General features: G+C 59.1%; 30 protein-coding genes. 20 read left to right on the top strand and 10 right to left on the bottom strand.

Annotation, left to right across the window (positions count from 1 at the left end; all coding sequences use genetic code 11):
* Positions 1-47 precede the first annotated feature (47 nt).
* Complete coding sequence (locus tag GYM54_RS13655) at positions 48-1,001, bottom strand: TAXI family TRAP transporter solute-binding subunit (protein WP_181103344.1); 954 nt, start codon at positions 999-1,001, stop codon at positions 48-50.
* A 393-nt stretch (positions 1,002-1,394) separates the two neighbouring features.
* Here GYM54_RS13655 and GYM54_RS13650 point away from each other — a divergent pair, with 393 nt between their 5' ends.
* The 12 genes from GYM54_RS13650 to madM all read left to right on the top strand — a co-directional run bounded on the left by GYM54_RS13650 (position 1,395) and on the right by madM (position 10,231).
* Positions 1,395-1,823: a DNA methylase gene (locus GYM54_RS13650; RefSeq protein WP_197446109.1), complete on the top strand. Its 429-nt coding sequence runs from the start codon at positions 1,395-1,397 to the stop codon at positions 1,821-1,823.
* A gap of 125 nt (positions 1,824-1,948) precedes the next feature.
* The gene (locus GYM54_RS13645) at positions 1,949-2,191 is read left to right on the top strand and encodes a hypothetical protein (protein ID WP_197446108.1); all 243 of its coding nucleotides are present in this window, start codon (positions 1,949-1,951) and stop codon (positions 2,189-2,191) included.
* 80 nt (positions 2,192-2,271) lie between these two features.
* Complete coding sequence (locus GYM54_RS13640; RefSeq protein ID WP_197446107.1) at positions 2,272-2,709, top strand: YqaA family protein; 438 nt, start codon at positions 2,272-2,274, stop codon at positions 2,707-2,709.
* A 118-nt stretch (positions 2,710-2,827) separates the two neighbouring features.
* On the top strand, positions 2,828-4,495 hold the full coding sequence (gene mdcA / locus GYM54_RS13635; RefSeq protein WP_197446106.1) for a malonate decarboxylase subunit alpha: 1,668 nt from the start codon (positions 2,828-2,830) through the stop codon (positions 4,493-4,495).
* Positions 4,495-5,370 carry a triphosphoribosyl-dephospho-CoA synthase gene (locus GYM54_RS13630; protein WP_197446105.1) on the top strand — a complete coding sequence of 292 codons (876 nt, stop codon included), beginning with the start codon at positions 4,495-4,497 and terminating at the stop codon, positions 5,368-5,370. The genes mdcA and GYM54_RS13630 overlap by 1 nt, the downstream gene beginning before the upstream one ends.
* A gap of 2 nt (positions 5,371-5,372) precedes the next feature.
* Positions 5,373-5,672 (top strand): malonate decarboxylase subunit delta, encoded by a 300-nt coding sequence (locus GYM54_RS13625; RefSeq protein WP_197446104.1) that lies wholly within the window; start codon positions 5,373-5,375, stop codon positions 5,670-5,672.
* A complete protein-coding gene (locus tag GYM54_RS13620) occupies positions 5,665-6,531 on the top strand; it encodes a biotin-independent malonate decarboxylase subunit beta (protein WP_197446103.1) in 867 nt (288 codons plus the stop codon). The genes GYM54_RS13625 and GYM54_RS13620 overlap by 8 nt, the downstream gene beginning before the upstream one ends.
* Positions 6,528-7,313 carry a biotin-independent malonate decarboxylase subunit gamma gene (mdcE, locus tag GYM54_RS13615; RefSeq protein ID WP_197446102.1) on the top strand — a complete coding sequence of 262 codons (786 nt, stop codon included), beginning with the start codon at positions 6,528-6,530 and terminating at the stop codon, positions 7,311-7,313. The genes GYM54_RS13620 and mdcE overlap by 4 nt, the downstream gene beginning before the upstream one ends.
* A gap of 70 nt (positions 7,314-7,383) precedes the next feature.
* Positions 7,384-8,001, top strand: coding sequence for a malonate decarboxylase holo-ACP synthase (locus GYM54_RS13610; RefSeq protein WP_197446101.1), 618 nt, complete (start codon positions 7,384-7,386; stop codon positions 7,999-8,001).
* Positions 7,998-8,924, top strand: a complete 927-nt coding sequence (gene mdcH / locus GYM54_RS13605; protein ID WP_197446100.1) for a malonate decarboxylase subunit epsilon — start codon at positions 7,998-8,000, stop codon at positions 8,922-8,924. Before GYM54_RS13610 ends, mdcH begins: the two co-directional genes overlap by 4 nt.
* Positions 8,925-9,047: 123 nt before the next feature.
* Positions 9,048-9,461 (top strand): malonate transporter subunit MadL, encoded by a 414-nt coding sequence (gene madL / locus GYM54_RS13600; protein WP_197446099.1) that lies wholly within the window; start codon positions 9,048-9,050, stop codon positions 9,459-9,461.
* A gap of 5 nt (positions 9,462-9,466) precedes the next feature.
* Positions 9,467-10,231: a malonate transporter subunit MadM gene (gene madM / locus GYM54_RS13595; RefSeq protein ID WP_197446098.1), complete on the top strand. Its 765-nt coding sequence runs from the start codon at positions 9,467-9,469 to the stop codon at positions 10,229-10,231.
* Between the two features lie 21 nt (positions 10,232-10,252).
* Here the strand turns inward: madM and GYM54_RS13590 are convergent, their stop codons facing one another.
* The gene (locus GYM54_RS13590) at positions 10,253-11,173 is read right to left on the bottom strand and encodes a LysR substrate-binding domain-containing protein (RefSeq protein WP_197446097.1); all 921 of its coding nucleotides are present in this window, start codon (positions 11,171-11,173) and stop codon (positions 10,253-10,255) included.
* A gap of 909 nt (positions 11,174-12,082) precedes the next feature.
* On the opposite strand from GYM54_RS13590, the gene GYM54_RS13585 reads away from it, so the two are divergent.
* Positions 12,083-12,499: a VOC family protein gene (locus GYM54_RS13585; protein WP_197446096.1), complete on the top strand. Its 417-nt coding sequence runs from the start codon at positions 12,083-12,085 to the stop codon at positions 12,497-12,499.
* 32 nt (positions 12,500-12,531) lie between these two features.
* Here the strand turns inward: GYM54_RS13585 and GYM54_RS13580 are convergent, their stop codons facing one another.
* Both GYM54_RS13580 and GYM54_RS13575 read right to left on the bottom strand, forming a co-directional pair.
* Positions 12,532-12,900 carry a PH domain-containing protein gene (locus GYM54_RS13580; protein ID WP_131649098.1) on the bottom strand — a complete coding sequence of 123 codons (369 nt, stop codon included), beginning with the start codon at positions 12,898-12,900 and terminating at the stop codon, positions 12,532-12,534.
* Between the two features lie 759 nt (positions 12,901-13,659).
* Entirely contained in the window at positions 13,660-13,905 is a 246-nt protein-coding gene (locus GYM54_RS13575) for an AbrB/MazE/SpoVT family DNA-binding domain-containing protein (RefSeq protein ID WP_023444227.1), read from the bottom strand.
* 756 nt (positions 13,906-14,661) lie between these two features.
* Here GYM54_RS13575 and GYM54_RS13570 point away from each other — a divergent pair.
* The 4 genes from GYM54_RS13570 to GYM54_RS13560 all read left to right on the top strand — a co-directional run bounded on the left by GYM54_RS13570 (position 14,662) and on the right by GYM54_RS13560 (position 16,675).
* Complete coding sequence (locus GYM54_RS13570; RefSeq protein ID WP_023444224.1) at positions 14,662-14,841, top strand: hypothetical protein; 180 nt, start codon at positions 14,662-14,664, stop codon at positions 14,839-14,841.
* Positions 14,842-14,881: 40 nt separating this feature from the next.
* Positions 14,882-15,211 (top strand): BPSL0761 family protein, encoded by a 330-nt coding sequence (locus GYM54_RS21885; RefSeq protein ID WP_307876490.1) that lies wholly within the window; start codon positions 14,882-14,884, stop codon positions 15,209-15,211.
* Positions 15,208-15,972 carry an NAD-dependent deacylase gene (locus GYM54_RS13565; protein ID WP_031297248.1) on the top strand — a complete coding sequence of 255 codons (765 nt, stop codon included), beginning with the start codon at positions 15,208-15,210 and terminating at the stop codon, positions 15,970-15,972. The genes GYM54_RS21885 and GYM54_RS13565 overlap by 4 nt, the downstream gene beginning before the upstream one ends.
* Positions 15,973-16,438: 466 nt before the next feature.
* Positions 16,439-16,675: an MbcA/ParS/Xre antitoxin family protein gene (locus tag GYM54_RS13560; RefSeq protein ID WP_197446095.1), complete on the top strand. Its 237-nt coding sequence runs from the start codon at positions 16,439-16,441 to the stop codon at positions 16,673-16,675.
* 158 nt (positions 16,676-16,833) lie between these two features.
* On the opposite strand, the gene GYM54_RS13555 is transcribed toward GYM54_RS13560, so the two are convergent.
* Positions 16,834-17,220: an MbcA/ParS/Xre antitoxin family protein gene (locus GYM54_RS13555; RefSeq protein WP_197446094.1), complete on the bottom strand. Its 387-nt coding sequence runs from the start codon at positions 17,218-17,220 to the stop codon at positions 16,834-16,836.
* A gap of 1,364 nt (positions 17,221-18,584) precedes the next feature.
* Here GYM54_RS13555 and GYM54_RS22090 point away from each other — a divergent pair.
* Both GYM54_RS22090 and GYM54_RS13545 read left to right on the top strand, forming a co-directional pair.
* Positions 18,585-18,797 (top strand): DUF4113 domain-containing protein, encoded by a 213-nt coding sequence (locus GYM54_RS22090; protein ID WP_374105171.1) that lies wholly within the window; start codon positions 18,585-18,587, stop codon positions 18,795-18,797.
* Positions 18,798-18,984: 187 nt separating this feature from the next.
* A complete protein-coding gene (locus tag GYM54_RS13545) occupies positions 18,985-19,320 on the top strand; it encodes a YegP family protein (RefSeq protein ID WP_003118434.1) in 336 nt (111 codons plus the stop codon).
* On the opposite strand, the gene GYM54_RS13540 is transcribed toward GYM54_RS13545, so the two are convergent.
* The gene (locus GYM54_RS13540; RefSeq protein WP_155737914.1) at positions 19,295-19,720 is read right to left on the bottom strand and encodes a hypothetical protein; all 426 of its coding nucleotides are present in this window, start codon (positions 19,718-19,720) and stop codon (positions 19,295-19,297) included. The two genes, GYM54_RS13545 and GYM54_RS13540, sit on opposite strands and share 26 nt — an antisense overlap.
* On the opposite strand from GYM54_RS13540, the gene GYM54_RS13535 reads away from it, so the two are divergent.
* Complete coding sequence (locus GYM54_RS13535) at positions 19,702-20,610, top strand: DMT family transporter (RefSeq protein WP_003291567.1); 909 nt, start codon at positions 19,702-19,704, stop codon at positions 20,608-20,610. The two genes, GYM54_RS13540 and GYM54_RS13535, sit on opposite strands and share 19 nt — an antisense overlap.
* A gap of 170 nt (positions 20,611-20,780) precedes the next feature.
* On the opposite strand, the gene GYM54_RS22085 is transcribed toward GYM54_RS13535, so the two are convergent.
* From GYM54_RS22085 to GYM54_RS13515, 4 genes are all read right to left on the bottom strand, one after another.
* A complete protein-coding gene (locus GYM54_RS22085) occupies positions 20,781-21,281 on the bottom strand; it encodes a Mov34/MPN/PAD-1 family protein (protein ID WP_081262852.1) in 501 nt (166 codons plus the stop codon).
* Entirely contained in the window at positions 21,278-21,946 is a 669-nt protein-coding gene (locus GYM54_RS21740) for a ThiF family adenylyltransferase (RefSeq protein WP_256055314.1), read from the bottom strand. Before GYM54_RS21740 ends, GYM54_RS22085 begins: the two co-directional genes overlap by 4 nt.
* Positions 21,947-23,067: 1,121 nt before the next feature.
* On the bottom strand, positions 23,068-24,210 hold the full coding sequence (locus GYM54_RS13520) for a hypothetical protein (protein WP_064481020.1): 1,143 nt from the start codon (positions 24,208-24,210) through the stop codon (positions 23,068-23,070).
* A 1-nt stretch (position 24,211) separates the two neighbouring features.
* Positions 24,212-25,711, bottom strand: a complete 1,500-nt coding sequence (locus GYM54_RS13515; protein ID WP_064481019.1) for an SAVED domain-containing protein — start codon at positions 25,709-25,711, stop codon at positions 24,212-24,214.
* Positions 25,712-26,003: the final 292 nt, after the last annotated feature.

The following is a 26,003-nucleotide window of genomic DNA, read 5'->3' as shown; positions in this document are numbered from 1 at the left end:
GTCTTGAAGGCGAGCTGGGCGGGTATCAGGCCCGCCCGGCCCGGCTGTCACTTGAGGACGCCGGCTTCCTTGTAGTAGCGCTCGGCGCCCGGATGCAGCGGGATCGGCAGCCCTTCGGTCGCGGTTTCCAGCTTGATGTCCTTGGCCGCGGAGTGGGCGCTGGACAGGCGGTCGAGGTTCTCGAAGATCAGCTTGGTCATCTGGTAGGCGACGTCATCGGAGACCTTCTCGTGGCTGACCAGGATATTGGTGATGGCGGCAGTGGGGATGTCCGCGTCCTGACCGTCATAGGTGCCGGCCGGAATCATCTTCGACTGGTAGGCGGCGCTGCCGATCTTGGCAACCACGTCCTCGGGAACCGCGACGAAGGTGATCGGGACCATGGCAGCCAGATCGCGAATCGCCGCCATGCCGAGGCCGGATGATTGCAGGGTGGCATCCAGCTGACGGTTCTTGATCAGCTCGACCGACTCGGCGTAGGGCATGAATTCCACACGGCCCATGTCCTCGTAGGTCAGGCCGGCGGCCTTGAAGATTGCGCGGGCGTTGAGCTCGGTACCGGATTTCGGCGCGCCGACGGAGATGCGCTTGCCCTTCAGGTCTTCCAGGGTCTGGATCCCGGATTCCTTGCTGGCCACGATGTGGATGTAGTTCGGGTAGGTGGCGGCGATGGCGCGCAGACGCTTGAGCGGGGCCTTGAAGCCGGCATCCTCGACGCCGTTCCAGGCATCGTCCACGGAATCACCGAGGGCGAAAGCCAGCTCGCCGCGGCCGGCCTGCAACAGGTTGAGGTTTTCGACCGATGCCTTGGTGGCCTGAACGGAGGTCTTGGCGCCGTCGATCTTGTTGTACTGCTGCGACAGGGCTACGCCGATCGGGTAGTACACACCGCTGGTGCCGCCGGTGAGGATGTTGATGAAGGTCGGCGCAGCGACGGCTGCGGTGCTGGCAGTGAAGGCTGCTGCGGCAGCAAGCAGGCCAAAGCGTTTGGTCAGTCTCATGGTGTAACTCCGTTTCGTTGTTATTGGTTTTCGCAACCCTTGACGATAGACGATCGGCCGCAGCTTCAAAGGCTGCAAGGACAAGAAGGGCGGTTACGGCGGCGGGTAAGCTTTCATTAGGGAAAAGCGGGCGCGCTGTGCGGCTTTCTTGTCTTGGTAATCGCATCGGGCTAGGCAGAGCAAGCACGAGCCGTGCCATATACCCTCAGGGCTCTGCCACGTTGAGTTAACGCGTATATGCGACGGGTATTGGCAATAAACCGCTTACCAATCCCAAGCAGTAGGCGGAAACTTGCCGATGCCAGGGCGGGCCGGCGGTTACTGAGAAGGATCTCGAACCTAGCGCCATCGCTGTCGTCGCATCATGAAGAGCTGCTGCTGAATGAGGCGCCAATGGCACGCGAAATTAGCGCAAAAGACCTGGGTATCGAAATCGAGAAAGGCGAAGGCGAACTGTTCAAATGGTTCATCGCCAGCTTCCTGTTCGGCAAGCGCATCCAGCAGGATATCGCCGCTGAGGCCTATCGGGTGATCGTCGACAAACACAAGCGCGACACGCCGAGAAAGCTCTGCAACTGCAGCCGGCAGGAATTGGTAAGCATGCTCGGCGAAGGGCGCTATGTGCGTTACGACGAATCCACCGCCGAACGCCTGCTCAAGCTGTGCGAAAAGCTCAACAGCGTGTACGGCGGCAAGCTCGGCAACATCCGTGAGCAGAGCGAAAGCCGTAACGCACTAGAGAAGCGCCTGGCCGAGTTCGAGGGTATCGGGCCGAAGACGGTGGAAATTTTTATGCGCGAGGCGGCGAAGGTCTGGTACTGAGCGATCTTCTTGAACCGCATCCTGCAAAAGCGTCTTGCCAGGCACATCCAGCATCTCGACCGGCCGAGCTTGCGCCGCGCGCCGATCCGGCTAAAGTGGCGCCAGCCTCCTATCGAATTTCAACCATGCGCGCCGTGCTTTTTGCGTTCAGCCTGTTCTTACCGCTACTGGCTTCTGCCGGCCCTGCGCCTTATTACCAGTGGCAGAGCAAGGTCGACGGGACCGTCATCTGTCGTCAAACGCCGCCGGGCCATGGCTGGGAATTACTCAACGGTCGGCCATTTCGTGATCTCAACTGCACCCAACCGGCCAGCCGCGTAGAGCGTCCTGGCGATGTGCCGGGCTTTCGCCCCCAGCCGGGGCGGTGATAGGCACTAAGCGCATTCAGATGTATCCGTTGTAAAAGCGCTCCTACGCACCAACTATTCCTTCGAAGCCCCCCATAACCATGGTCGATCTATCCGCCTACTTCGGCCTGTTCTTCGCAGCTTTCGCTGCCGCCACGCTTGTACCCGCGCAGTCGGAAGCCGTGCTGGTTGGGTTGCTGCTGGGTAGCGATCTCTCACCAGCGACACTGTTGGCAGTGGCTACGTTCGGCAACGTGCTGGGCTCGGTAGCCAATTGGCTGCTCGGTCGCTACATCGAGCGGCTGCGCCACAGGCGCTGGTTTCCGGTTAGCCAACGTCAGCTGGAAAAGGCTCAGCGCAGCTATCACCGTTACGGACGATGGTCGCTGTTGCTGAGCTGGGTGCCGATCATTGGCGATCCACTGACCGTCGTCGCTGGAACACTGCGCGAACCGCTCTGGAGTTTTTTGCTGCTGGTAACTCTGGCCAAGGGCGGCCGCTACCTGTTACTCGCTGGGGTCACGCTCGGCTGGCTGTAACGCCCGGCTCTGCGGCATCGTTAACTTAAGCGTAACGAAGCGCCTCTGCGCTTGATTGATGACCTTCCGGTCAGCTCCCTACTGTGCGCTCCACAAAGCGGAAACCTGTGGAGTCAGCATGACAACAACAATATCCCCACCGCCGCAGTGGTCGCGTCGTCGCGCTGAAAAAGCCCGGCGTCTAGACCAGATGCGCAGCCTCGCCGACGGCGTGGTGCTGCCCAGCGACAAGATCGTCGCGGCGCTCGAAGTTCTGATCGCACCCGGTGATCGCGTGGTGCTGGAGGGCAACAACCAGAAGCAGGCGGATTTCCTCTCGCGCTCGCTGGCTCAGGTCGATCCCGGCAAGCTGCATGACCTGCACATGATCATGCCGAGCGTCAGCCGCGCCGAGCACCTGGACCTGTTCGAACGGCAGATTGCGCGCAAGTTGGACTTCTCCTTCGCCGGCCCCCAGAGCTTGCGCATCAGCCAGCTACTCGAAGACGGCTTGCTCGAAGTCGGTGCCATCCACACCTACATCGAACTCTATTCGCGCCTCTTGGTGGACCTGATCCCCAACGTCGCGCTGGTGGCCGGCTTCCAGGCCGACCGCCACGGCAACATCTACACCGGCCCGAGCACCGAAGACACTCCCGCACTGGTCGAGCCGACCGCGTTCAGCGATGGCATCGTCATCTTTCAGGTCAACGAGATCGTCGACGAGCTGCCGCGCGTGGACATCCCGGCGAGCTGGGTCGACTTCGTCGTCGTCGCCGACAAGCCGTTCTATATCGAGCCGCTGTTCACCCGCGACCCGCGCCACATCAAGCCGGTGCACGTGCTGATGGCGATGATGGCGATCCGCGGCATCTACGAAAAACACAGCGTGCAGTCGCTCAACCACGGCATCGGTTTCAACACCGCCGCCATCGAGTTGATCCTGCCGACCTACGGCGAATCGCTGGGCCTGAAAGGCAAAATCTGCCGCAACTGGACGCTCAACCCGCACCCGACGCTGATCCCGGCGATCGAGACCGGCTGGGTCGAGAGCGTGCATTGCTTCGGCACCGAATTGGGCATGGAAAATTACATCGCTCATCGCCCGGACGTATTTTTCACCGGTCGCGACGGCTCCATGCGTTCGAACCGCATGATGTGTCAGTTGGCCGGGCAGTACGCCGTGGACCTGTTTATCGGCGCCACGCTGCAAGTCGATGGCGACGGCCATTCCTCCACCGTTACCCGTGGCCGCCTGGCCGGCTTCGGCGGGGCACCGAACATGGGCCACGATCCGCGCGGCCGTCGCCATCCGACACCGGCCTGGCTCGACATGGCCATGCCCGGCGGCGAAGCCTCAGTGACCATGCTCGAGCGCGGCAAGAAGCTCGTCGTGCAGATGGTCGAAACGTTCCAGGAAGGCGGCAAACCCACCTTCGTCGAGCAGCTCGATGCGGTGGAAGTGGCGAAGAAGAGCGGCATGCCGCTGGCGCCGATCATGATCTACGGCGACGACGTCACCCATTTGCTCACCGAGGAAGGCATCGCCTACCTATACAAGGCGCGCTCGCTGGAAGAGCGCCAGGCGATGATCGCCGCAGTGGCGGGCGTCACCAGCATCGGTCTGCGGCACAACCCGAAAGACACCGAGCGCATGCGCCGTGAAGGGCTGATCGCGCTGCCGGAAGACCTCGGCATTCGCCGTAACGACGCAACGCGCGAGCTGCTGGCGGCAAAGAGCATTGCCGAACTGGTCGACTGGTCCGGCGGCCTCTACAACCCGCCTGCCAAGTTCAGGAGCTGGTGATGAGTGCACTCATTGCAAGACAGGCGCAGCCGACACTGGCCGAGCGCCTGGCGGACCTGGCGGTGCAGGCGCTGATCGACGAGGCCGATCTGTCGCCTAAGCCGGGGCTGGTCGACCGTCGCGGTAGCGGCGCCCACAGCGACTTGCACCTGGGGCTGATGCACGCTTCGGCGCAATCGCTGTGGCCAGCGTTTGCCGCCATGGCCGATGCCGCACGAGCCGAGGGCCGGGTTAGCCAGCCGCTGCGCGAAGCACTTGGTCAACTGGGACGTGAAGGCGAAGCGGAAATGCTCCGCGTGACCGGCGGCGTAAACACCCATCGCGGCGCGATCTGGGCGCTGGGGCTGCTTAGCGCGGCGGCGATGCTGGAAAGCGGCGCCTCGGCCGAGTGGATCGCCGCCAGCGCGGCGGCCCTGGCGCGGCTGGACGATCCGGCTGCGCCGCATAACCCGGACAGCCATGGCGCGCGGGTCTGCGGTCGCTATGGCGTACTCGGCGCCCGCGAACAGGCGCAACACGGCTTTCCCGCCGTAATCGAGCACGGCCTGCCGCAGCTACTCGCCAGCCGTCATGCAGGAGCCGGTGAGCAGAACGCCCGTCTCGATGCGCTGTTGTCGATCATGAGCTCCCTGACCGACACCTGCGTGCTGCACCGCGCCGGTATGGAAGGGCTGACCCGCATGCAGGCCGGCGCCCGCGCCGTGCTCGATGCCGGTGGCGCCGCCAGCCTCGCCGGCCGCCGCAAGCTGCGCCTGCTCGACCGCGACATGCTCGCGCTTAACGCCTCGCCCGGTGGTGCCGCCGATCTACTGGCCGCCACTCTTTTCCTCGACCGCCTGGCGCCTCATGCGCTGGCGCCGACTGGGAGCAACTGAACATGGAAACCCTGTCTTTCGAATTCGCCGCCGGGCAACCCGCCCGCGGTAATGCCCTGGTCGGCGTGGTCGGCTCGGGCGATCTGGAAGTGCTGCTCGAACCCGGCCAGGCCGGCAAGTTGGCGATCCAGGTAGTCACCTCGGTCAATGGTGCCGAGCAACGCTGGAAGAGCCTGCTCGAGAGGATGTTCCGCGAGCAGACGCCGCCGGCATTGAACATCGATATTCACGATTTTGGGGCCACACCCGGCGTAGTGCGTCTGCGCCTGGAACAGGGACTGGAGGAGGTCGGCCATGACTGATGTGTCCGCTAACACCGTGGCCCGTTTACTCGAGTCGCGCAGCTTCGTCGAACTCGGTGCCCGCCAGCGTGCCCGCGCACTGCTGGACGACGGCAGCTTCCGCGAACTGCTCGATCCGTTCGATCGCGTCACCTCGCCCTGGCTGCCGAAGCAGGGCATCGTCACCCAGGCCGACGACGGCGTGGTGGTGGCCAAGGGCAGCCTCGACGGCCAGCCGGCGGTGATCGCCGCCATTGAAGGCGCGTTCCAGGGCGGCAGCATGGGCGAAGTCGGCGGCGCGAAAATCGCCGGCGCGCTGGAACTGGTCGTCGAAGACAACCGCAAGGGCATACCGACCCGCGCCGTACTGTTGCTGGAAACCGGCGGCGTGCGCCTTCAAGAAGCCAACCTCGGTTTGGCGGCCATCGCCGAGATCCAGGCGGCAATCGTCGAGCTGCGCGAATACCAGCCGGTGATCGGCGTGGTGGCGGGCTCGGTTGGTTGCTTCGGCGGCATGGGCATCGCCTCGGGGCTGTGCAGCTACCTGATCGCCACTCGCGAGGCGCGCATCGGCCTCAACGGCCCGCAGGTGATCGAGCAGGAGGCTGGCCTCGACGAGTACGATTCGCGCGATCGCCCCTTCATCTGGAGCTTGACCGGGGGCGAACAGCGCTACGCCAGTGGCCTGGTCGACAGCTATGTCGCCGACGACACCGACGCCATCCGTGCAGAACTGCAGCGTCTGTTTGCCCAGGGTAAACCCGCGCAAGCCCGTAGCCGCCGCCACGCCTGGTTCCTCCAGCGCCTGGCCGACGCCGATACCCGCACGCAACTCGACGCCGCCGCCGTGCGTGCCCTCTACGAAGGAGATGCCCAATGAGCCGTGGACTGAACTGGTTGCAAGCCCTGGCCGGTGGCCAGGCCCAGGCGGGCTACCCGGCCTCGGTGAAGGTAGTCGATGGCGAGCTGGCCGGCCGCGCAGCGCGCTACATCGCCGTGGTGCCGGATGCCGAAAACCCCTTCCCACGTGCCCGCAACGGCGAGGTCGGCCTGCTCGAAGGTTGGGCGCTGGGTCAGGCGGTCGACGAAGTCATCGAAGCCGATCGCGGCAAGGCTGACAAGCGCGTGCTGGTTGCCGTAGTCGATGTGCCGAGCCAGGCCTACGGCCGCCGCGAAGAAGCCTTGGGCATTCATCAGGCGCTGGCCGGCGCGGTGGACGGCTATGCCCGTGCGCGCCTGGCCGGACATCCGGTGGTCTCGCTGCTGGTCGGCAAGGCCATGTCCGGTGCCTTTCTAGCCCATGGCTACCAGGCCCAGCGGATCATCGCTCTGCGCGATCCCGGTGTGATGGTGCACGCCATGGGCAAGGCCGCTGCTGCGCGCATCACCCTGCGCAGCGTCGAGGAACTGGAAGCCCTCGCCGAATCGGTGCCGCCGATGGCCTACGACATCGATAACTACGCGACCCTCGGTCTGCTCTGGGAGACCCTCTCGGTGGACAACATCGAGCAGCCGTCCGCCGCCGATCTGGCGCGGGTGCGCGATTGCCTGCGCAAAGCCGTCGAGGATATTGGCGCCAGTACCGATCTGCGTAGCCGACTCGGCGCGCAGAATCGTGAGGCGTCATCGCGGGTCCGCGAGATGCTCAGCGAGCAGTGGTAACGCCAAGGTAAGGGCGGGCGCGACCCGCCTGTCCCCACCCTCGATAACAACAATCACGACGAGGCTAGAGATGCACAGCACACCACGCCCCCACGACCTGCTCTGGGGCATGCGACCCGAGCAGCTGCCAGCCGACGCCCCGGCCTGGGCACTGGCCGTGCTGGCTGCTGGCCAGCCGGTTGTGGTGCGCCGTGCCCGCGTAGCGCCGGGGCTGGTGGCGGTTGGTCTGCGTGGGACCACGCGGGCGCAGCGTCTAGCGACCGTGATGCCGTTCGAGGCGATCCGTCATTGCCTGGCGCCCGAACAGCTGGTCGAGCGCCGCGCGCGCGAAGAGCTTCCGGTATTCCACGCCCTGGCAGGCCTGCGACCCTTGCTCGACGGCCTGGGCCACGTCTGGGGCGTCACCGGCTCGGCAGGCTTCCAGCTCGCCACCGGCTTGCACGCTGCTCATCCGGACAGCGATCTCGATCTGCTGCTGCGGGCCGAACGCCCGTTGCCACGCAGCGAGGCGCGTTCGCTGCTGCAGCTGCTGGCGGATCATGATTGCCGCATCGATCTTCAACTGGAAACGCCGCTCGGTGGCGTGGCACTGCGTGAGTGGGCCGGCAGCGCCGCACGAGTGCTGGCCAAGACCGAGCATGGACCGCGCCTGGTTGACGACCCCTGGGCAGAGGAGGTCGCCGCATGAGCAACCTTTTCGCCTTTCCCGGCCAGGGCGCGCAGAAGCCCGGCATGCTCCATCGCCTGCCTTGCGCGCCGGAAGTTGCCGCTACTCTCGCAGAGGCAAGCGCAGTGCTCGGCGTAGATGCGCTGATGCTGGATTCGGCCGAAGCGCTGCGTTCGACCCGCGCCGTTCAGCTCTGCCTGCTGATCGCCGGCGTCGCCGGTGCGCGTCTGCTGATGCGCGACGGTCAGCGACCCGATTACGTTGCCGGACTATCCATCGGGGCCTATGCCGCGGCGGTTGTCGCCGAGTCGCTCGACTACACCGACGCCCTGCGCCTGGTGGCATTGCGCGGTGAGCTGATGCAGGAAGCCTACCCCGAAGGCTACGGCATGACGGCGATCCTCGGCCTCCAGCTCGGCACGGTAGAGGGCCTGCTGGCAGAAGCTACGGAGCCCGCCTACCTGGCGAATATCAACGCCGACAACCAGATCGTCATCGCCGGCAGCGACGCCGCCATGGCGGCGGTTGCCGCTCAGGCCAAGGCTCTCGGCGCCTCATGCGCGCGTCGCCTGGCGATGAGCGTGCCCTCGCACTGCGCCCTGCTGGAAGCGCCGGCGCAGCACCTGGCCGAAGCGTTTGCCAAGGTCAACCTGCGCGCTCCGCGGTTGCGTTATCTCAGCGGTTCGTCGGCGCGCCCGGTGTTCGATGCCGAGCGCCTGCGCGACGACCTCGCCTTCAACATGTGCCGCGTCGTCGACTGGCACGGCACCCTGCGCACTGCCTACGAGCGCGGTGTGCGGCTGCATATCGAACTGCCGCCCGGCTCCGTGCTCACCGGGCTGGCGCGACGGGTTTTCGAACAGGGTACGCTGATCGCTTTCGACGGCGCTCGGTTGGACACACTGGACGCCTTGCTGCGTCAGGAGGGCAGCCAGAGCCGATAGATCGCGTGCTTCATCAGGGTGAGGGAGCCTTGCTCGCCTACTGATCGACGGATAACAACAACTACCTCGACAACACGCGCCAGGCCTTCGGCAGGCTGAGCGCAATCCAAAAGGACAATAACAATGATTATTTTCGGTGTGGCCTTCCTGGCCTTGTGTACCCTCACCGGTATCTTCATCGGCGAGCTGCTCGGCAAAGTGATCGGCGTGCCGGCCAACGTCGGCGGCGTTGGTATCGCCATGGTTTTGCTGATCCTGATCGGCAGTTATCTGAAAAAACGCGGCCTGTTCAATCCGGAATCGGAGCAGGGCATCAAGTTCTGGAGCGCCGTCTACATCCCGATCGTGGTCGCCATGGCCGCGCAACAGAACGTCTACGGCGCGCTCTCCGGCGGCCCAATGGCCATTCTCGCCGGTGTTGCCGCGGTGGCGGTGGCTTTTGCGCTGGTGCCGGTACTGGACCGGATCGGCAGAAAAAAGCCTGAAGCCGAGCCGGCCGCCTCGGTCAAGCCCGCCACCAGTTGCGTCCGGGGGTAACGGCTATGTACGAATCCCTCATGAAAGTGATCTCCGGCTACGGCATGATCAGCGGCTTCGCCATCATCGGCGCCACCATGTGGCTGTCCTACTGGCTCTCGGACAAGCTCACCAAGGGCCGCCTGCATGGCTCGGCAGTGGCCATTCTCATCGGCCTGTTGTTGTCCTATATCGGCGGCATGGTTACCGGTGGGCAGAAGGGGCTGGTGGATATCGCAATGTTCTCCGGCATCGGCCTTCTGGGCGGCGCGATGCTGCGTGACTTCGCCATCGTCGCCACGGGTTTCGGCGTCAGCGTCGAGGAGCTCAAGCGCGCTGGTTTCGTTGGCGTGCTGGCGTTGTTCATCGGAGTATTCTCTTCGTTCGTGGCGGGGGTCGGAGTGGCCGTGGCCTTCGGCTACACCGATGCAGTCAGCCTGACTACCATCGGTACTGGCGCGGTAACCTACATCGTCGGTCCGGTCACCGGTGCGGCGATCGGCGCCAGCTCCGAAGTGATGGCCCTTTCCATCGCGGCAGGCCTGGTCAAGGCCATCCTGGTGATGGTGGCGACGCCTTTCATCGCGCCGCTGATCGGCCTGAACAACCCTCGCTCGGCAGTGATATTCGGCGGCTTGATCGGTACCTCTAGCGGCGTTGCCGGCGGCCTTGCGGCAACCGACCCGAAACTGGTGCCTTATGGCTGTCTAACCGCAGCGTTCTATACCGCGCTGGGCTGCCTGCTCGGGCCTTCGCTACTGTTCTTCGTCATGCGAGGCCTGCTCGGCTGAACCGGGAAGCCGCCGCGTGGTTCAGCTGGGGTTCTTCAAACTGTACATGCGGCATTCGGCGAGGAGCGCGAGCAGGTTCGGGTCGCGCTCCTTGGCCTTCAGAAACACCACGCCGATGTGCTGCTGTAGGTGATAGCGCGCCTGCAACGGCACCAGCTTGACCCGGGATTCATAGACCATCCCCACCCGGCCCGGCAGCAGCGCATAACCCACTCCCGAATTGACCATGCTCAGCAAGGTGAAAATGTCGTTCACCTGCATCGCCACCTTCGGCTCGAACCCTGCCTGCTGGAACACCCGGTTGCCGTCCTGATGGGTAGCGAAGCCCTGGGTGAGGGTGATGAAGGTCGCGTCGCGCAAGTCGCTCAGATCCACCTCCGGTTGCTGAGCGAAGGGTGAATCGGCCGGTGCGGCGAGAAAGATGTCATCAGCGAACAATGGCAACTGCGCACAGTCCGGATCGTTGCTGACGCTCTCGTTCAGCGATACCAGAATGGCATCCAGCTCCATGTTCTTCAGCTTGTAGAACAGATCGATATTGGAGCCTAGGATCAGGTCGATGTTGAGTTCGCTGCGGCGCAGTTTCAGGCCCATGATCAGATGCGGCACGGTTTTCACCGTCAGCGAGTAGAGCGCGCCAAGCTTGAAACGCTCAGCCGAGAAGCCTGCGGCCTCCCGTGTCTGGCGCACCGTCTCCAGCACGTCCTGCACCAGCTTCTGGGCCTTTTCTTCGAGTACGTAGGCGCTTTCCAGCGGAATCAGGTTGCGCCCTTCATGCTTGAACAGCGGACAGCGTAAGGCGCTTTCCAGCGAATGGATGGCGCGGTGCACGCTGACATTGCTGGTATTGAGCTCAGCCGCCGCTTTGCTCAGGTTTCCGCTGCGCATGAATGCCAGAAACACTTCCAGCTTCTTCAGCGTGAGTTCTTCGTCGATCTGCATGGCGGGTGCTCAGGCAATGGCAGTCGATTATGCCTAACGCAGCCCAACTTCGGGCTTGCAGCAGGAGTCGGTTGCCTCCTGCTGTGCTGATCGCAGCGTACGAGCGGCCAAGTTGTAGACGATGAGCTGAAGTGCACATCGCATGGAACTACAAACTCAGTCATGCAACTTGCAAGGCTTTCGGAAATTATCAGGAATATAACTTGTTGATTTTTAAGATAAAAATGAATGTTCAAATAGTGGCATGCTTGATGCTGTAGTCGCCTATTGCCACTTCAGGCATCCCACCATAACTCGAACGACTGGCTGTGCGGACGCTCAGCTTAGGAACTAAAAATGGATGACAGGCTGAACGTTAAGACTCAGATATGGGCCGATGGGTACTCATTCATGGAAGTCACCGAGACGCTGCTAACAGCGCTGGGAATTCGCACCGAAAACAGCCCGGAATCGGAGCTAGGCCGGCCTGAACCTGCCGTTATCTCGACAGTTAGGGGGTCATGCCATGATACGGGAGCCGACCGGTAGGCCGCCTGCGGCCCTATGGTGCCGGGCTAAAGCTTTGACATCCCTACGAACCTATTCAATCAGCGCGCCAATCCGGTAAGCAGGTTTCACCCGCTCGGCCAGAATGACAGTCCTAGCTGTCTAGCAGGAATGAAGCCAGCGCTTGTGGGGCCCGAGCTTTCGACCGCTACGCCCATAAGGACTGTTTGTTCACGCACGCAGACCGTGCGCTGGCTGATCCGGATTGCTCCACCAAGGCCGGTTTCGGTGACGCTGCCGTGACGCTCATTCAACCTGGGGGTCGAGTAAAGGATCTGAAGCCGGTCGGGAAAGCAATCAGATCGTGTTGTTACCGCTCTACATAACAGGACGCAATAATACAGCCCGCTACGGAGTCCGTTCATGCAGCCACGAATCACCGTCATCACCCTCGGGGTCGAGGATCTCGAGGCGTCGTTGCAGTTCTACCGCGACGGCCTCGGCTTCGCGAGCGAAGGCATCATCGGTGAGGCCTTCGAGTACGGTGCGGTAGTGTTCATCCATCTGCAACCCGGCCTGCGCCTGGCGCTCTGGCCGCGTAGCAGCATCGCTCATGACTCGGGGCTGGAGCTCGGTCCGGCCAGTTCGACAGAGATGACGTTGGGCCACAACGTGGCGTCGAAAGCCGACGTCGATGCCGTCATGGCGATAGCCGAGACGGCCGGAGCCGTCATCGTCAAGCCGCCACACGAGACGTTCTGGGGCGGTTATTCAGGCTATTTCAAGGACCCGGACGGGCACCTCTGGGAAATCGTATGGAACCCGCAGCTCCTGGACTGAAGCATTACCGGTGAACGCCAGCCCTGGTTCCCTCAGAGTAGATGCCTGGATATGTGCCTGGATATCTCAACGACCGAAGCCTTGCCGGTGAATTCGAACCTAACCTTGCCCAACGATGAAAAGTAGATTTCCAGCTCCGAATCCAGATCGAAGGTTCCGGACGTTTCCACCGAATAGGCGACGATGTTCTTGTAGGGCAGGGAGGTAAAGTCCTTTTTGCTACCGGTGAGGCCTTGCACGTTTACCGCGATGATTCGCTTGGTCGTGAACACCACGCCGTCGCGCATCGATTTGTACGCGTCGACCACTTGCTCGCCGTCCAGCAGAAGGGAGCTGACCCGCTCCGCATACTCGTCGTTCTGCTTCAGCTTGAAAAAGCCTTTGTTATTGAAGTCGATCATCCGCATTCCCCGGTTCTATTTTCTGGCTACACGCTGAGCAAGATAACCGCCATACCGTCCCGCCGCTGTTTAGTTTTACCCTGTGCGGCGTCACTTGCTACATGAGGCCTTCGCCCTGGCGAGTGGCGTGTGCAGAAGTGTCCGCCAAAATTGCAATAGCAGGACGCGAAACGAAAAAGGCCCCAGATTTTCATCTAGGGCCTTCTTTAATATGGCGCACCAGGCGGGATTCGAACCCACGACCCCTCCTTCGGAGGGCAATGCGGTACAGAAATCTTGATTGGCGGCAAGCGTTCAAAAATGGCTCTAAGTGCCGTACTGCAAGGATTTCGTCTTTTACCGTGTCTGCAGTTTAAGGCTAATAGCGGCGTCTGAGGGCAGTTACCTTTGGCACAAAAAACGAAATCCGGAATATCGATTTTTGACCACTAGCTAGACCCTGACGCGTCTTACTGTCGTCTCATTGAGCCGGAGTTCCTCGCGGCCTGCAGCGAGCATCGTAGCTCAGTGAGGTTAATAGATCGCTGGTACCTGGCGCCGCCCCGGCTCCATCAGCGCTTGGGATGCATGACTACAATCATGCTGCGCTTGAGTTCGTAAAACCTGCTTTTTGTCCTGGGCTGTTACCTTTGCGCAACCTAGGAACGTGGTTGGCCAAAAGCTATCGGCCCTTGTCTATGCATGAAGGTCTCTGCTCTTTGCTGGGGCCAATGGTAGAGCGTCAAACAGGATTCGCGGGCAGCAGGCTGGGTAGTCAGCTCACTCGTCCTTGGCGTTTATCTCGGCGGAGTCTTTGCCAAACGACTCCCAATGGCCAACCAGCTCATCTACACGATCAGGGATACGCGGCGATTTACTGAGCACGAGGCAACGAGTAGTGCCTACGAACTCCTCGAGCACATAGAGCGTGTCCCCAACGTCGACGCCCATTTCCTGCAGAACTTCGTCGGGTAGGCGAATAGCACCGTCGCCATCCCAGTCCTCAATCACTACATGATTTCGCATCGTGACCTCAGGAAACGGTTGAATGGGTGTCCGCAGGGGGAAGCAACGGCGAGCCGTTGCCAACGAAGTCCCGCGGCGCAGGCCGACAGAATAGCAAAAAGCTCCTAGGCCCAGAGCGTTGTAACGACGACGCCCCTCATCTCTATCCGCAGCTTCTGATATTTAAATTCGCCGCAGGCCTGCCAGCTACCACCGCCGTTGCTGAGCTGAAAATCCCGCAATACCACCGGGCAAATTCACTATTCCCATGCCGCACTCAGCTAATCCATCAGCAGTTCACTGATCTGTCATCGAGACTTCGCTCTTGTAGCCAGTGTCGCTGCACTCGATTACCGCAAGATGTCGGTGGCGGTCCTGCAAAAAATCACAGGACCGCCACAAGCGCTCACTGGGAAACCTCCACCAAATCGCATGCTCACGCTGTTCCCAGGCGACCAGGTTTTTCGGCAGTATGAAGGCTGCGTCGGGAATTCGGAGGTTTTCCATTCTCACTTCCAAATCTCGGAGCCGACAAAATTTTCAGCACTGGCGTTAGCACAGGAGAGCATGCGGTTATCGTGGTATCTCGTATGTAATCGGGGAACAGGCTGATGAGATGGTTTTGTATGGCGATGCTTAGCGGAGGCGCAGGTCTTTGGCTAAGCGGCCAGTACCAATTTCCGCAATGGCTACTCTGGGCCTTGCTGACAATGGGAACCGCGGCGTGGGGTTTTGCCAAGTGGATGGAATGGAGGGAGGCCAAAAAGGAGCGTAATCATGATCACGCGCTCTGATCAGGATTGGACCACCTTGAATCTTGCGGCGTTACAAGCTCTGCAGCTTTCAGCTCGTAAAACGCTAGTGGACATCGCCCCCTACTTGGTACGGCTTCACCACTTTTGCTTCGATGCCCGAGGCGCTGAACTGCGCACTGGATGGTCGGCGTTGGTGAGCTAGCTAGCCGGGGCTTTTAGTTCATGATCAGGAGATAACGAGATTGACCCTTCCTTATGAGCGAACGCGCGCAATCGTCAAAACAGAGGCGTTCCTGCGTGAGCTCTCTCGTGACGAAGATTTACCGCAGGGTATCCGCCGTTCTGCCAAAAGTCTGCTTAGGCACTACCTCTCTGCCGCTCAAGTTTTCTCGCTGGGGCGTCTTGAGGAATGCCTGGTGAACGAGGCGCCTGAGGATGAATACCGAAGGAGGGTAATCGCATTCCACCAGCCGCTGCTCTGCTCATCGCTAGAGTCGGGCGCTCGACCATCGAGCTATGACACCTGCTCTAACGATCCAGCCATAAAGCATCATCAGACAGGTCCCTCATGAGCGACATGCAGCAAGCATCCTTCGCCTTGCAATCCGCCCGTAGCGTGGTGTTCTTCACGGGCGCTGGTATTTCCGCGGAAAGTGGTATTCCCACCTTCCGCGACAAGCTTACCGGGCTTTGGGCAACGTACGATCCCCAGCGATTGGAGACCGCAGAGGCGTTCCGTGCCAACGCTGCGCTCGTTTGGGGATGGTATTTGTGGAGAAGGCATCAGACTACACAAGCCCAACCGAATGCAGCTCATCTAGTGCCGTCGCGACTTGCTGCCACAGGCAGGGAGGTGTTCGTAGTGACTCAGAACATTGATGACCTTCACGAGCGCGCTGGGTCGGTGGACGTGGTTCATCTACACGGGAGTCTTGCGCAGCCGAAATGCTTCGCCTGCCATCGGCCTGCCGATCTGAGTGAGGAGCAGCTAGTGGTACATGGTGATGGACAGGAGGTAGAGCCCCCTCGTTGCAGACGCTGCAATGGGAAATTGCGGCCCGCTGTCGTCTGGTTCAAAGAGGATTTACCCATGGCTCCCTGGAAAGCAGCCATGCATATGGTGAAAACGTGCCAGGTACTGATCTCTGTAGGTACCTCAGGCATCGTTACGCCTGCGGCGGACATCCCGGAAATAGCACTCGCTGCGGGAGCTACCGTAATCCATGTCAATCTTGCGGACGTCTCCCTCGGCAATGCCAACGAGCTGATGTTGATTGGCCGAGCATCCGAGGTGCTGCCAGCGCTTTTGAAAGCCGCTTTTCCTACGGTTTAATTCACGACATCAAAGCCGATCGGCAAGATGTAGAAGTCTCGCGTCCTTAGTTTTATTCCGAAAGCGTCCTGCCGTAATGAGCGGCGTGTTTTTCACTGACGTTGATCTCACCGTTCTAGAGGGAATCCTGGAAAGGCCTAAGATACTGCGCCAGTCTGAGCTCCAGAGGTAGGGTACCGCCGTCGTAGAAAAAGCCATCCCGGGCAACGCGTCTAGAATCGCTGAGATTCTTCAGCCGAGCCATAACCCCAGCTAGCGTGAAGAGTGGCAAACTGCAATCCATACCCATCAGCGCGCGTGCTCTCGGGGTAGAACCCGGCTAGAACCCGGGACTCTAAAAGGGGCGTAATCGTGATGGCGCGCATTGATTGTGAATGGATGCACCTTGCATCCTCCGGCGGCACAAGCGCTGCAGCTTTCAACTCAAAAGATCTCGTGAAGTTTCTCCAATTCGAAAGAGGTCGTGATGCGCAAAAAGCCTTCAGTAAGGAAACAATCGGTTCCGTTAAGCTCTGGCCAGTACAACAAAGTGCTGGAGCGGGCGATTAGCGTCTTTGGTAACCAGAAACTGGCCGAGGAATGGCTTGGCCGACCCTGCAGGTACTTCAATGGTGAGATGCCATCGGCAATTATCACTGATCCGGTAGGGTTGCAGGCTGTCGAGGCATACTTGCAGCGCATCGAGCACGGCGTATACCAGTGAAATTGCAGCCGATGCCTGCCCCAAGGCTCCCGACTTCGAAATTCAGCAGGGTGCCGCCCTTCAGTTAAACGCTGCTTTTTTTTGTGAATCGCGCTCAAGAGACGTGGCTGCGCCGCCAGGAATTCCCGGATGCTTTCGATGCGTTACGACAACTTTATTTAGAAAGGTGGTTCTCGTACCGAATCTAGATAGCGGCGCACCTCGGCCAGTTCAGCAGTACGGCCAGACAGCATTAACTGCAGAGCGCTTTGGCCATTGAAGGGAGGTGTTTTATTGGGTTTTCTTACCCAATGGTAACCGTAGTCGGCGTGGTTACTGAAGATCACCCTCAAGGACCTGTGGATCCCCATCAGGTAGGAAATCCTCTCCATAAGATCGTGACACAGGCATATCTCCGGCGAGCTCTTGTACTTGTGGTAAGCATCGTTGCCGATGCCTCCTAGCAGAACCTTCTGCTCATCCTCAGAGCAGCCCCATTTCTCCATAAGGTTGAAGAAAAATTTCATCGCGACCTTGCCTGCATGCGGAGTATCTGTGGCTGCCATTTGATCTTCATTTTTTATAGTCACGTTAGACCTCGGCTTTGCTATGGGTATGACCCCTTTCACTATAACGAGCGTGGCCAGCACTACGCACTGACTCAAGATTTCAACGCACGACCTTGACGGAGCCAAGTCGCGTCTACCGGAATTCCATGAGTGCTGGCCGGAAACTGGCGAGCGCCCCGAGAGTGCAGTTGAGGCTTTGCCATGGCTCCAGCCCGTGTCATTTCTGGGTTACGGTCTTTTTCGTGCAGCATTCTCACAAGCGCTGTTGAGGGCACCGGCTGCCCGCCAGAGCCGAAAAGAATGGTCGACTACATGACCGGAATTAGCTGAGCGCTGACCGGAAACTGGCGAGCGCCCCGAGAATGCAGTTGAGGCTTTGCCACTACTCCAGCCCACGTCGTTGCTGGGTTACGAACATCTCGTGCAGCATTCCCACAGGCGCTATCGAGGCCACCGGCTGCCCGCCAGAGCCGAAAAGAATGGTCGACTACATGACCGGAATTAGCTGAGCGCTGACCGGAAACTGGCGAGCGCCCCGAGAATGCAGTTGAGGCTTTGCTACTACACCAGCCCACGTCGTTGCTGGGTTGCGAACATCTCGTGCAGTATTCCACAGGCGCTATCGAGGGCACCGGCTGCCCGCCAGAGCCGAAAAGAATGGTCGACTACATGACCGGAATTAGCTGAGCGCTGACCGGAAACTGGCGAGCGCCCCGAGAATGCAGTTGAGGCTTTGCCACTACTCCTGCCACGTCGTTGCTGGGTTGCGAACACCTCGTGCAGTATTCCACAGGCGCTATCGAGGGCACCGGCTGCCCGCCAGAGCCGAAAAGAATGGTCGACTACATGACCGGAATTAGCTGAGCACTGACCGGAAACTGGCGAGCGCCCCGAGAATGCAGTTGAGGCTTTGCCACTACTCCTGCCACGTCGTTGCTGGGTTACGAACATCTCGTGCAGCATTCCCACAGGCACTATCGAGGGCACCGGCTGCCCGCCAGAGCCGAAAAGAATGGTCGACTACATGACCGGAATTAGCTGAGCGCTGACCGGAAACTGGCGAGCGCCCCGAGAATGCAGTTGAGGTTTTGCTACTACTCCAGCCCACGTCGTTGCTGGGTTGCGAACATCTCGTGCAGTATTCCACAGGCGCTATCGAGGGCACCGGCTGCCCGCCAGAGCCGAAAAGAATGGTCGACTACATGACCGGAATTAGCTGAGCGCTGACCGGAAACTGGCGAGCGCCCCGAGAATGCAGTCGAGGCTGAGCCATCGCTCCAGCCCACGTCGTGCTGGGTTAGGGTTTACCCCGTTAACACGCCCGGGTACCGATCGGCTGATGGCTGTAGTCGACCGGATTAATGCCCGAGGGCAGGGGTACAGTGCGACTCGGTCGTATCCCTGCAGCCCCTAAGTGGGCGATGCGGCGCGAGATGCCGTCGCAGCGGTACACGACGCGGTGGGATGAGCGGCAGCTATCGGCCAAAAGCAGCCGCTCGGATATCTCTGCAAAAGCTGGGCTCTTCACTCGACGAAGAAATCGAGCCGTGTTGAGATCTGTGTCTATACTTTGACTGTTCAAAAATCTGGTTTAGCTCTTGGGGTATGGTGCATTTGTCATGCAGTTCTACTGAAGCTGGAGCATCGATTTTGCCTGGCTAGCATCACACAGAAACCATATTTCTAATGGGCAAACAGTCATTTTTTGGACCGCAGCGATATCGATGGATCTCATGAAAGCCAAAAATAAGGAATAGCTATATGTCTGGGACGTTTGAAATATACAACGACAAAGCGGGTGAATTTCGTTTTCGGCTCAAAGCCAACAATGGCCAAGCAATTCTGGCCAGCGAGGGCTACAAGGATAAGTCTGGATGTCTAAATGGAGTCGAGTCAGTCAAAAAAAATGCGCCTGATGATGCACGCTACGAGCGTAAGGCCAGCGGGGCTGACAAGTTTATGTTCAACCTTAAGGCGGGTAATCACCAAGTAGTCGGGACGAGCCAGTCATATGCCTCCGAAGCCTCACGCGACAAGGGTATCGAGTCGGTGAAAAACCACGCACCCGACGCTAAGGTTGTTGAGGTGGGCAATTAATCGCTTCAGTCTGTTCAAAATCACTTGGGCATTTCGTTGAGATGGGCGGCTGAGTATTCTTAATAGCCGCTTTTCCCTGCTCGGATGTGATCGACCGCTTCTGGCCGAAAGCCGTCTTCACAACGGCGACTACCGGCCAGAAGCGGAAGCTGGCGACAGTGCATCGGGTGCCATGTTGTAGCCATCTGTCGATGGCAGCTTGCTGCAGACTGGTTTGTAGCACCTGTTGACAGCCTGCTGCCCCAAATTGATTAATAGCGGCAGATGAAAGCGCTTTACCGACTTGCCTTAACGTTAGAGAAGAGATTGAAGGCAAACTCGGGCTTTCTTGCGGCCTCTCCGCATGCTCTAACCACTCCAATTTGAATGGATGGTTTTCGCATGCCTGTTCGTCAGACATATCTATGCCTGTTAATCCTCGGAACCGCGTTCTGGGGGATTTCGTTTGCCTTCACCAAAGTGGGTGTTGCGGACGGGTCACCCTTCGTATTCCTGGGGTACAAGTTCGCACTCGCTACGCTAGTGCTTTGCGTGATCTTTTTCAGACGGCTGAAACTGATCAACAAAGAAACGCTCCTGGCCGGCGTGGCCATAGGTCTACCCTTGTGTTTGGGTAACATTTTCCAGACTGTCGGGCTTCAGCACACCAGCATCACCAACACCGCCTTCATCACTGGCCTGGATGTATTGCTCATCCCGGTCTTCAAGTGGGCTCTCTTTCGGAAGCGCGTCGAGCCTCGAATCTGGCTCTGCTGCGCCGTCGCGCTGACAGGGCTCTATCTGATCGTTACGAGGGCCGGGCTTACTCTGAATCCAGGTGACATCTGGATCATGTGCTGTGCAGTCTTTTTTGCCGCATATGTGCTCACGGTTGGCTTCTTCTCGCATAAGTACGACTCGATGCTTACGGTCATCACTGCGCTGGCTACCTGCGCTACTGGATGCCTTTTTGCTGCACTTTTCGACGCTAGGGCCGAATGGGCCCCAATGGATTCCTCCTTCTGGGAAGGAGTTCTGTTCTGCGCGTTGCTCGCCACAGCCTTCATGTACGCGGTTCAGAGTGCTGCGCAGAAGTATCTCGAAGAAGAAAAAGTAGCCCTGACCTACCTGTTCGAGCCCATCTTCGCAGCATTCGCGGGAGCGATGCTCCTTGGCGAAACCTTGGATGGAAGAACCCTGGCCGGTGCAGCTCTCATCTTTTCAGCTCTGCTGATCGCCGAGATTGATGTACCCAAGTTCTTATCCCGCCTGCTGCGCGCCCTGTTTGCCCCGTGGGCTAGGCGCCAATGAGTATTTGGATGGAATTCTGTGGAGGCTTTGGTCGGTAGCTGCCGGAGGCAGCATTTGGCCGGGAGGTGCCTGTCGTAGCAGGCTGAAACCGGCCATAAGCGGCAGTCTGTTGAGCTAACCATCTTTGGACAGCATTTAGGCTGAACAGCCCGCAGGAAAGGTGGCGCGTGTCAGCTATAGGAGAATGGATTTAATCTCACGCTTGGCCTATTGGCCGGAAAAACTGTTGCACTGAGCTTTACTTCTCGTGGAGGGCGTCCACCTAAGATGATCAGAATCGGTTCTCGACACGAGTATTTGGAGTTTGTAGCGATGGATCGCATGGTATGCATATCGGGGCCGCTTGGTTCCGGTGATCCGCCAGGATGATAGTGCCACTCACCGACATAGTGAAAACCTTCATCCCAACGCGCGGCGAGCAATTCTCTCAGCCCAATTGTTCCGCGTTGGAAGGTGACTGAGCTGCTGATTGAGTCCTTGGGGTGTGATGTAATTTCCGAGATAAGGGCAACGCTCCCGTCGCTACTGTACTTCCCTATCAAAATGCCGCCCGTTTCGTGCGTTCCTGCCCGGACACAGTCACTTACCATCTTACTTAAGGCTGCAGCCTCAAAGGTCACAGTGTATGGGGCACCGGGGCTCGAGAATGAGAGCGGGACAGAGTTCTTCATTTTGCATGCTCGACTGTGCCGTCCGGCATTTGCCGGAAATACTCGTAGTGCCTTCCTGGACTCAATACGGCCCTACGGATGAATTTGCTACCAATCGCTCCCCATAGCTGAACATCATCGGCGGTCGCAGGGAATACGGCATGCCAGCATCCGATACCTTCGATCTTTTCGTCTAAGTCGTCGAAGGTCGGGGTGGGAGAGGCTGAGAATTGGGCCTTGGCATCTATGGCTGGAAAGCTCGATTCGGAAGCGGCATACGCGAAAAGGCCTTCCGCTCGCCACGTCATAGCTAGGCTCACAAAGAGCTTTTCACTCTGCCAATCGAACGAAGCCAGAGCATCCAATACTTCATCGTCGCCCGTGCAGTCGACAATCACATCATAGCTTCTGACTGCTTGTTTGAGCTGTTCGCTATGGGGCGGAAACACGGTATCAAACGCCCTGACCTTTGCATCGGGCATGCATCCGTTGAGGTGCGCAGCAAGAGCCTTGGCTTTCTTGTGCCCCACCGCCTGCATGGAGAGCGTATGGCGGCTGAGATTGCCCATCATCACCCAGTCGTAATCCAGAATACCCAGTTCGCAAACGCCCATACGGAGGAGGTTCTCTGCGACTGAGCTTCCGAGAGAACCTGCGCCTATCAATACAATTCGACGCCCGCACATCTCACTCTCGGCCGCTCCCCTCGTTCTCAGTTGGTCCGAGGCCCAGTTGGCTGTGCGCTGCCACTTCAGGGGTTCCTTGGATATAGCAATTTCAGCATCCCATTGGCGATGGTTGCGCTCACAGGACCTGAATCCATTTCGCCGCGCTGTCTTGTTGGCGAGTGGGGGGGATTTAATCGCAAGCCAGTGAAATCGGGATGGTGCTAACCCAACTCGCTCCGCGATCGGGAATCCCAGAAGTAGTACCCAGGGCGGGGCTCTCCGAGGACTTCGCCTAACCGCGCGCCCCATGTCAACGAGCATTTTTTCAAGATCGACGTGGTTAGCTGCTAGGCGTTCGTTTAGTTCTAGCCAAGACTTAGGCGCTTGCCAGGGAGGGGCTACTGGCATCTCAGGCAAGACAAGCCACAGGGCATCTGATGTACGTTCTTTGCTCAGCATCGAAGGCGACCATTCAGTGGTCCTGAAGATCTCGCCGTCGGCCAGTTGATATGCCGTTATGACCCGGGTGCCATCGGTCCCTTTCAACGGGCTTGTGCTTGCGTACCCCCAACTCCCTTGGCGAGGCATCCACTGCGAAAGGCCGCCGGCGATTTCTCGAAACCCCAACAGTGGAAAGAGGGTTTGTCCGGGTAGGGGCGGAAGCTCAAGTGGGTCTCCCTCAACGCTAAGGGAATCGCTTGCCGCCGCGTCAATCCAGTTCAATAAGCGCTGCAGCAACCAGGACAAGCGTTCGGCCAGGTTGCGAGGTTCGTTCGACCAGCTAGTGCGATTGAAAACTCCGATAGGTTTTTCCAAGCAAGGTTTGCCGAGCCTCCAATGACGCGGTGGATACGCTTCGCCGTTGTAATCCTGGTGAGGGAATGTGGCGGTGATGCCGTGAGTAGCATCTGGATAAACGTGAGCTGTTTCCCCGTTATGGGTTGTCCAGACCACTAGCTGCCAGATCGATTCGCTTGGCACAAAGTCAGTCGGCGGTACGGAAAGACGCGCTACGAACCGGAGCGACCATTCTCCTTCCGGATGCAGCACCCAGCTACTGTCTGTATGGGTGCGTGCACCGCTGTTGATGGCATCAACAACCGACAACAGAATGTGGGGCGTTATCACCTGACGAACAGTCAAGCGAACCGCTCAGTCTTGTCAGGCTGGGCAGAGTGGTTCGGTGCGGTAAAGCCCCCATTCGACCTGTCACCACCTTGCGGGCCGGGCAGTGGGAACTTGCGCCCCAACAAGTCTTGCCACAACTGACCGCTCTCCTGGGCATCGGTGCTGTCGAGCGCTTTCCTGGCCAGCTTGGCCGCTTCGCATACTGCCGCGTAAAAGGCCTTGAAGTCTTCTACCGACAAGCGTGCGAGAACGTTGTGCTCTGGGACACCGTGGTCGGCAAGTGTTGGGACTGAATTGAGCCGGTCATAATAGGACCAGGTATCCCTGAAACTCTCCAAGGCCTGAACCAGGCCCGTCGCCATGGAGGTGGTACCGTCGACCAGGACATGCCCGATCATGTGCTCCAGTGGGTAGCCTTTCGGGTACTTAGGAAGACTTTTTGCATTCTCCTGGCGCCACCACTTCATTGCTCGCACCAGGTTCACGTAGTGGCCATTGCACGCTCGATTCTTTGCCGCCGTCCATTGAATCTGTGCGAGTGGGTGAGTGCGCCCCCACTTGCCGGCATCCCGATCCGGAAGAAACAATGGATGGGGCTTCCACTCTTCCTGAGGCGCGTCCTGAAGAGGCGTCGCGTTGCCGAGCAGACCGCTAGGTGGTGTCCAACTGCTGTTCAATCGCCAGCTGGTCTCTTCTTCGAGCGAGTTAGTGGTCAACACGGACTGCGACCGGTAGAGCTGTTCTAGGAGACTGCGACGCGGGCCGTCGGTGGGCAGAGCCGTAATTACCAGGTCGAGATCCACATAGGAAAGCTCAATCCCGAATGAGCGCCCCTGGGGGCGCCATTTCCCCTTGTAGTAACGCTCCAGAAATGGCTCGAAGAGAACCATAGCCTCCTTCGGCGTCAGTCGGTTGTAATCCAGATTCGTCACCACCACGACATCGACGTCTGGACGTTTGTCACCCAGGGGGCGGATGGCTGTTGACCTGCGAACGCTGCCTTGCAGGAAGGTAGCTACGACGATGCCCTTGAGTTTCTCATCGGACTCGAGCCGGCTTCGCAAGGTCTTCGACCCGACTTTCCAATCTTCCTGCTGTGAAGGCGTTGGCCGAATTCCCGCTAGGAACTCCGCGAATTGAGGTTTGAGTTCCATGTCATTGAACCTTGAAGGTGGGGTGGTAGCTACCGTCGACGCGGCGGTTGAAATCGAACTCGTAGAAAACGCATGTGCCCATAGCTTCGGCGTGTTGACCCACAAAGAAATTGACCGCATTCGGTGCCGCGCTAAATACGTGGATTTGAGCGCCGAATGGAACCCGAGCCTTGGCCACTGCCTTGGCAACGTCGTCCGCCAGGCGGGCGGCATGGGCCCCTCCCGCTACGGCGTTTTGGCCTGGCCCCTCTGTAGGCGTGATGTGCAAAATCTTGCCTATCGTCGGCTGCTTGGCGACGTAGTCCCGCACATCGTCCACAGCATCTCGAGATATGCTCAACACAAGCGCAATGTCTGGACCAGCATGGAGTTGTTCAACAGTGACATCGGTTGCGCTCTTATCTTTGCCGTCATCTGCCCGCCAAACAGATGTCCCTGAGCGCCCCTTCTGAACGAGCTCAACCTCCATGCCGGATTTCAGCCCGAGGCATCGTCCTGCCAGGAATGCGATTGAGGTATGAACGTCCAGAAACAATCGAATACGGCGTTCCGATTGCTTTATTCGCGCCAGGAACGACTCAACCGCGGGTTGAACTACAGATGCCCAATCCTCGCCTGGTCTGAGGTGACGGCCGTCAAAGTGCTGCAATAGTGAAAGAGTGTTTTCCGGTAGCGCGTCTATACGGTCGGTTGGACCATCTGCAAACGAGCGAAGGGCTACGTTGAGGAGATTCTCAGGAGGATCGGAACGAACCCAACCTTCCTCTTGGCAGAGGGTTTCGAACTGCTGGCGCGTAAACTGGTACAGGCCTTTGCTCTTGAGGGACCTTGCAGCAGCGTCGAAACGGAATTCGGAACTGTCATGGCAACTGATCAGGCCAACTACTCGGAAGCGAAGGTTCACTTCTTCGCGCAGCTGAGTCAGAGACCGCTGGGCGGTTGCAATATGAAGTCCCTCCAGCACCTTCTTCAGTTCGTCGTCCGATGCGAGCTTGAGATGTTCGCGCCACAGCTTGCGAACCTTGCCCATTTTACTGGTGTCCGTTTTGCCAACCGATAGCTTGTCAAGGCGCAGGGAATAGTCCACGGCTGAAATGATCTCACCCAGTGGATCGCCATCTTTAACGCTGTCGATCGTAACAAGGTGATAAGCAGAGTTCTGAGGTGCGCTCTTTTTTGCCTGCTTCAATCTTTCCAGGAGAGACACCGATTCGGCGCCGATGAAGGCTGGATTGATGAGATCTGCGTAGCCGAATCGACCTGCGCCAGTGACATGAAACTTGATCTGGTGGTAGTCAACCGAGATGCGCACCGGCCCAGTGCTCGCCCGCGGCGGGTCATAGCGAATAATCACGTCGTCGAACGCTTTAGGACCGTCAGCCTCGTAGGAGACTTCAATGACATGTGACTGATCAGGGTCCCTTAATGCAGATGCATGAATCCAGAAAAATCGGGCTTGATAATCATGCCCGTGCCATCCGGCCGAAACCGCGTTTGCCATGCTCAATTCCTTATGCAGCGTTATGGCGAAACGCTATCGCCTCTTCAATCTGGATTCAAGCCGAAACGCTGGTTACGTGATCTCTCGATCGGCAGGCGGGAGGATGCGAAACAATCAGGGGGGGCTACGAAATGATGTTGGCGCGAGAAATATAGCCTCGTTCGGTTGGCTGTAACTGACTGCTTTTGGCCAAAAGCGGACGTTGGCTCGTTTGCCGAGATACATCCCTAGCTCGTTCCTAGTTCGTTTTTCGTATTGGCGAAGTGGTACGTGCGCGGGGGCTGGCGAGACC

The organism is Pseudomonas sp. MTM4 (genome assembly GCF_019355055.1).
Lineage (GTDB): Bacteria > Pseudomonadota > Gammaproteobacteria > Pseudomonadales > Pseudomonadaceae > Stutzerimonas.
The sequence above is the reverse complement of the archived record's forward strand: the minus strand, read 5'-3'. Positions and strand labels throughout refer to the sequence as shown.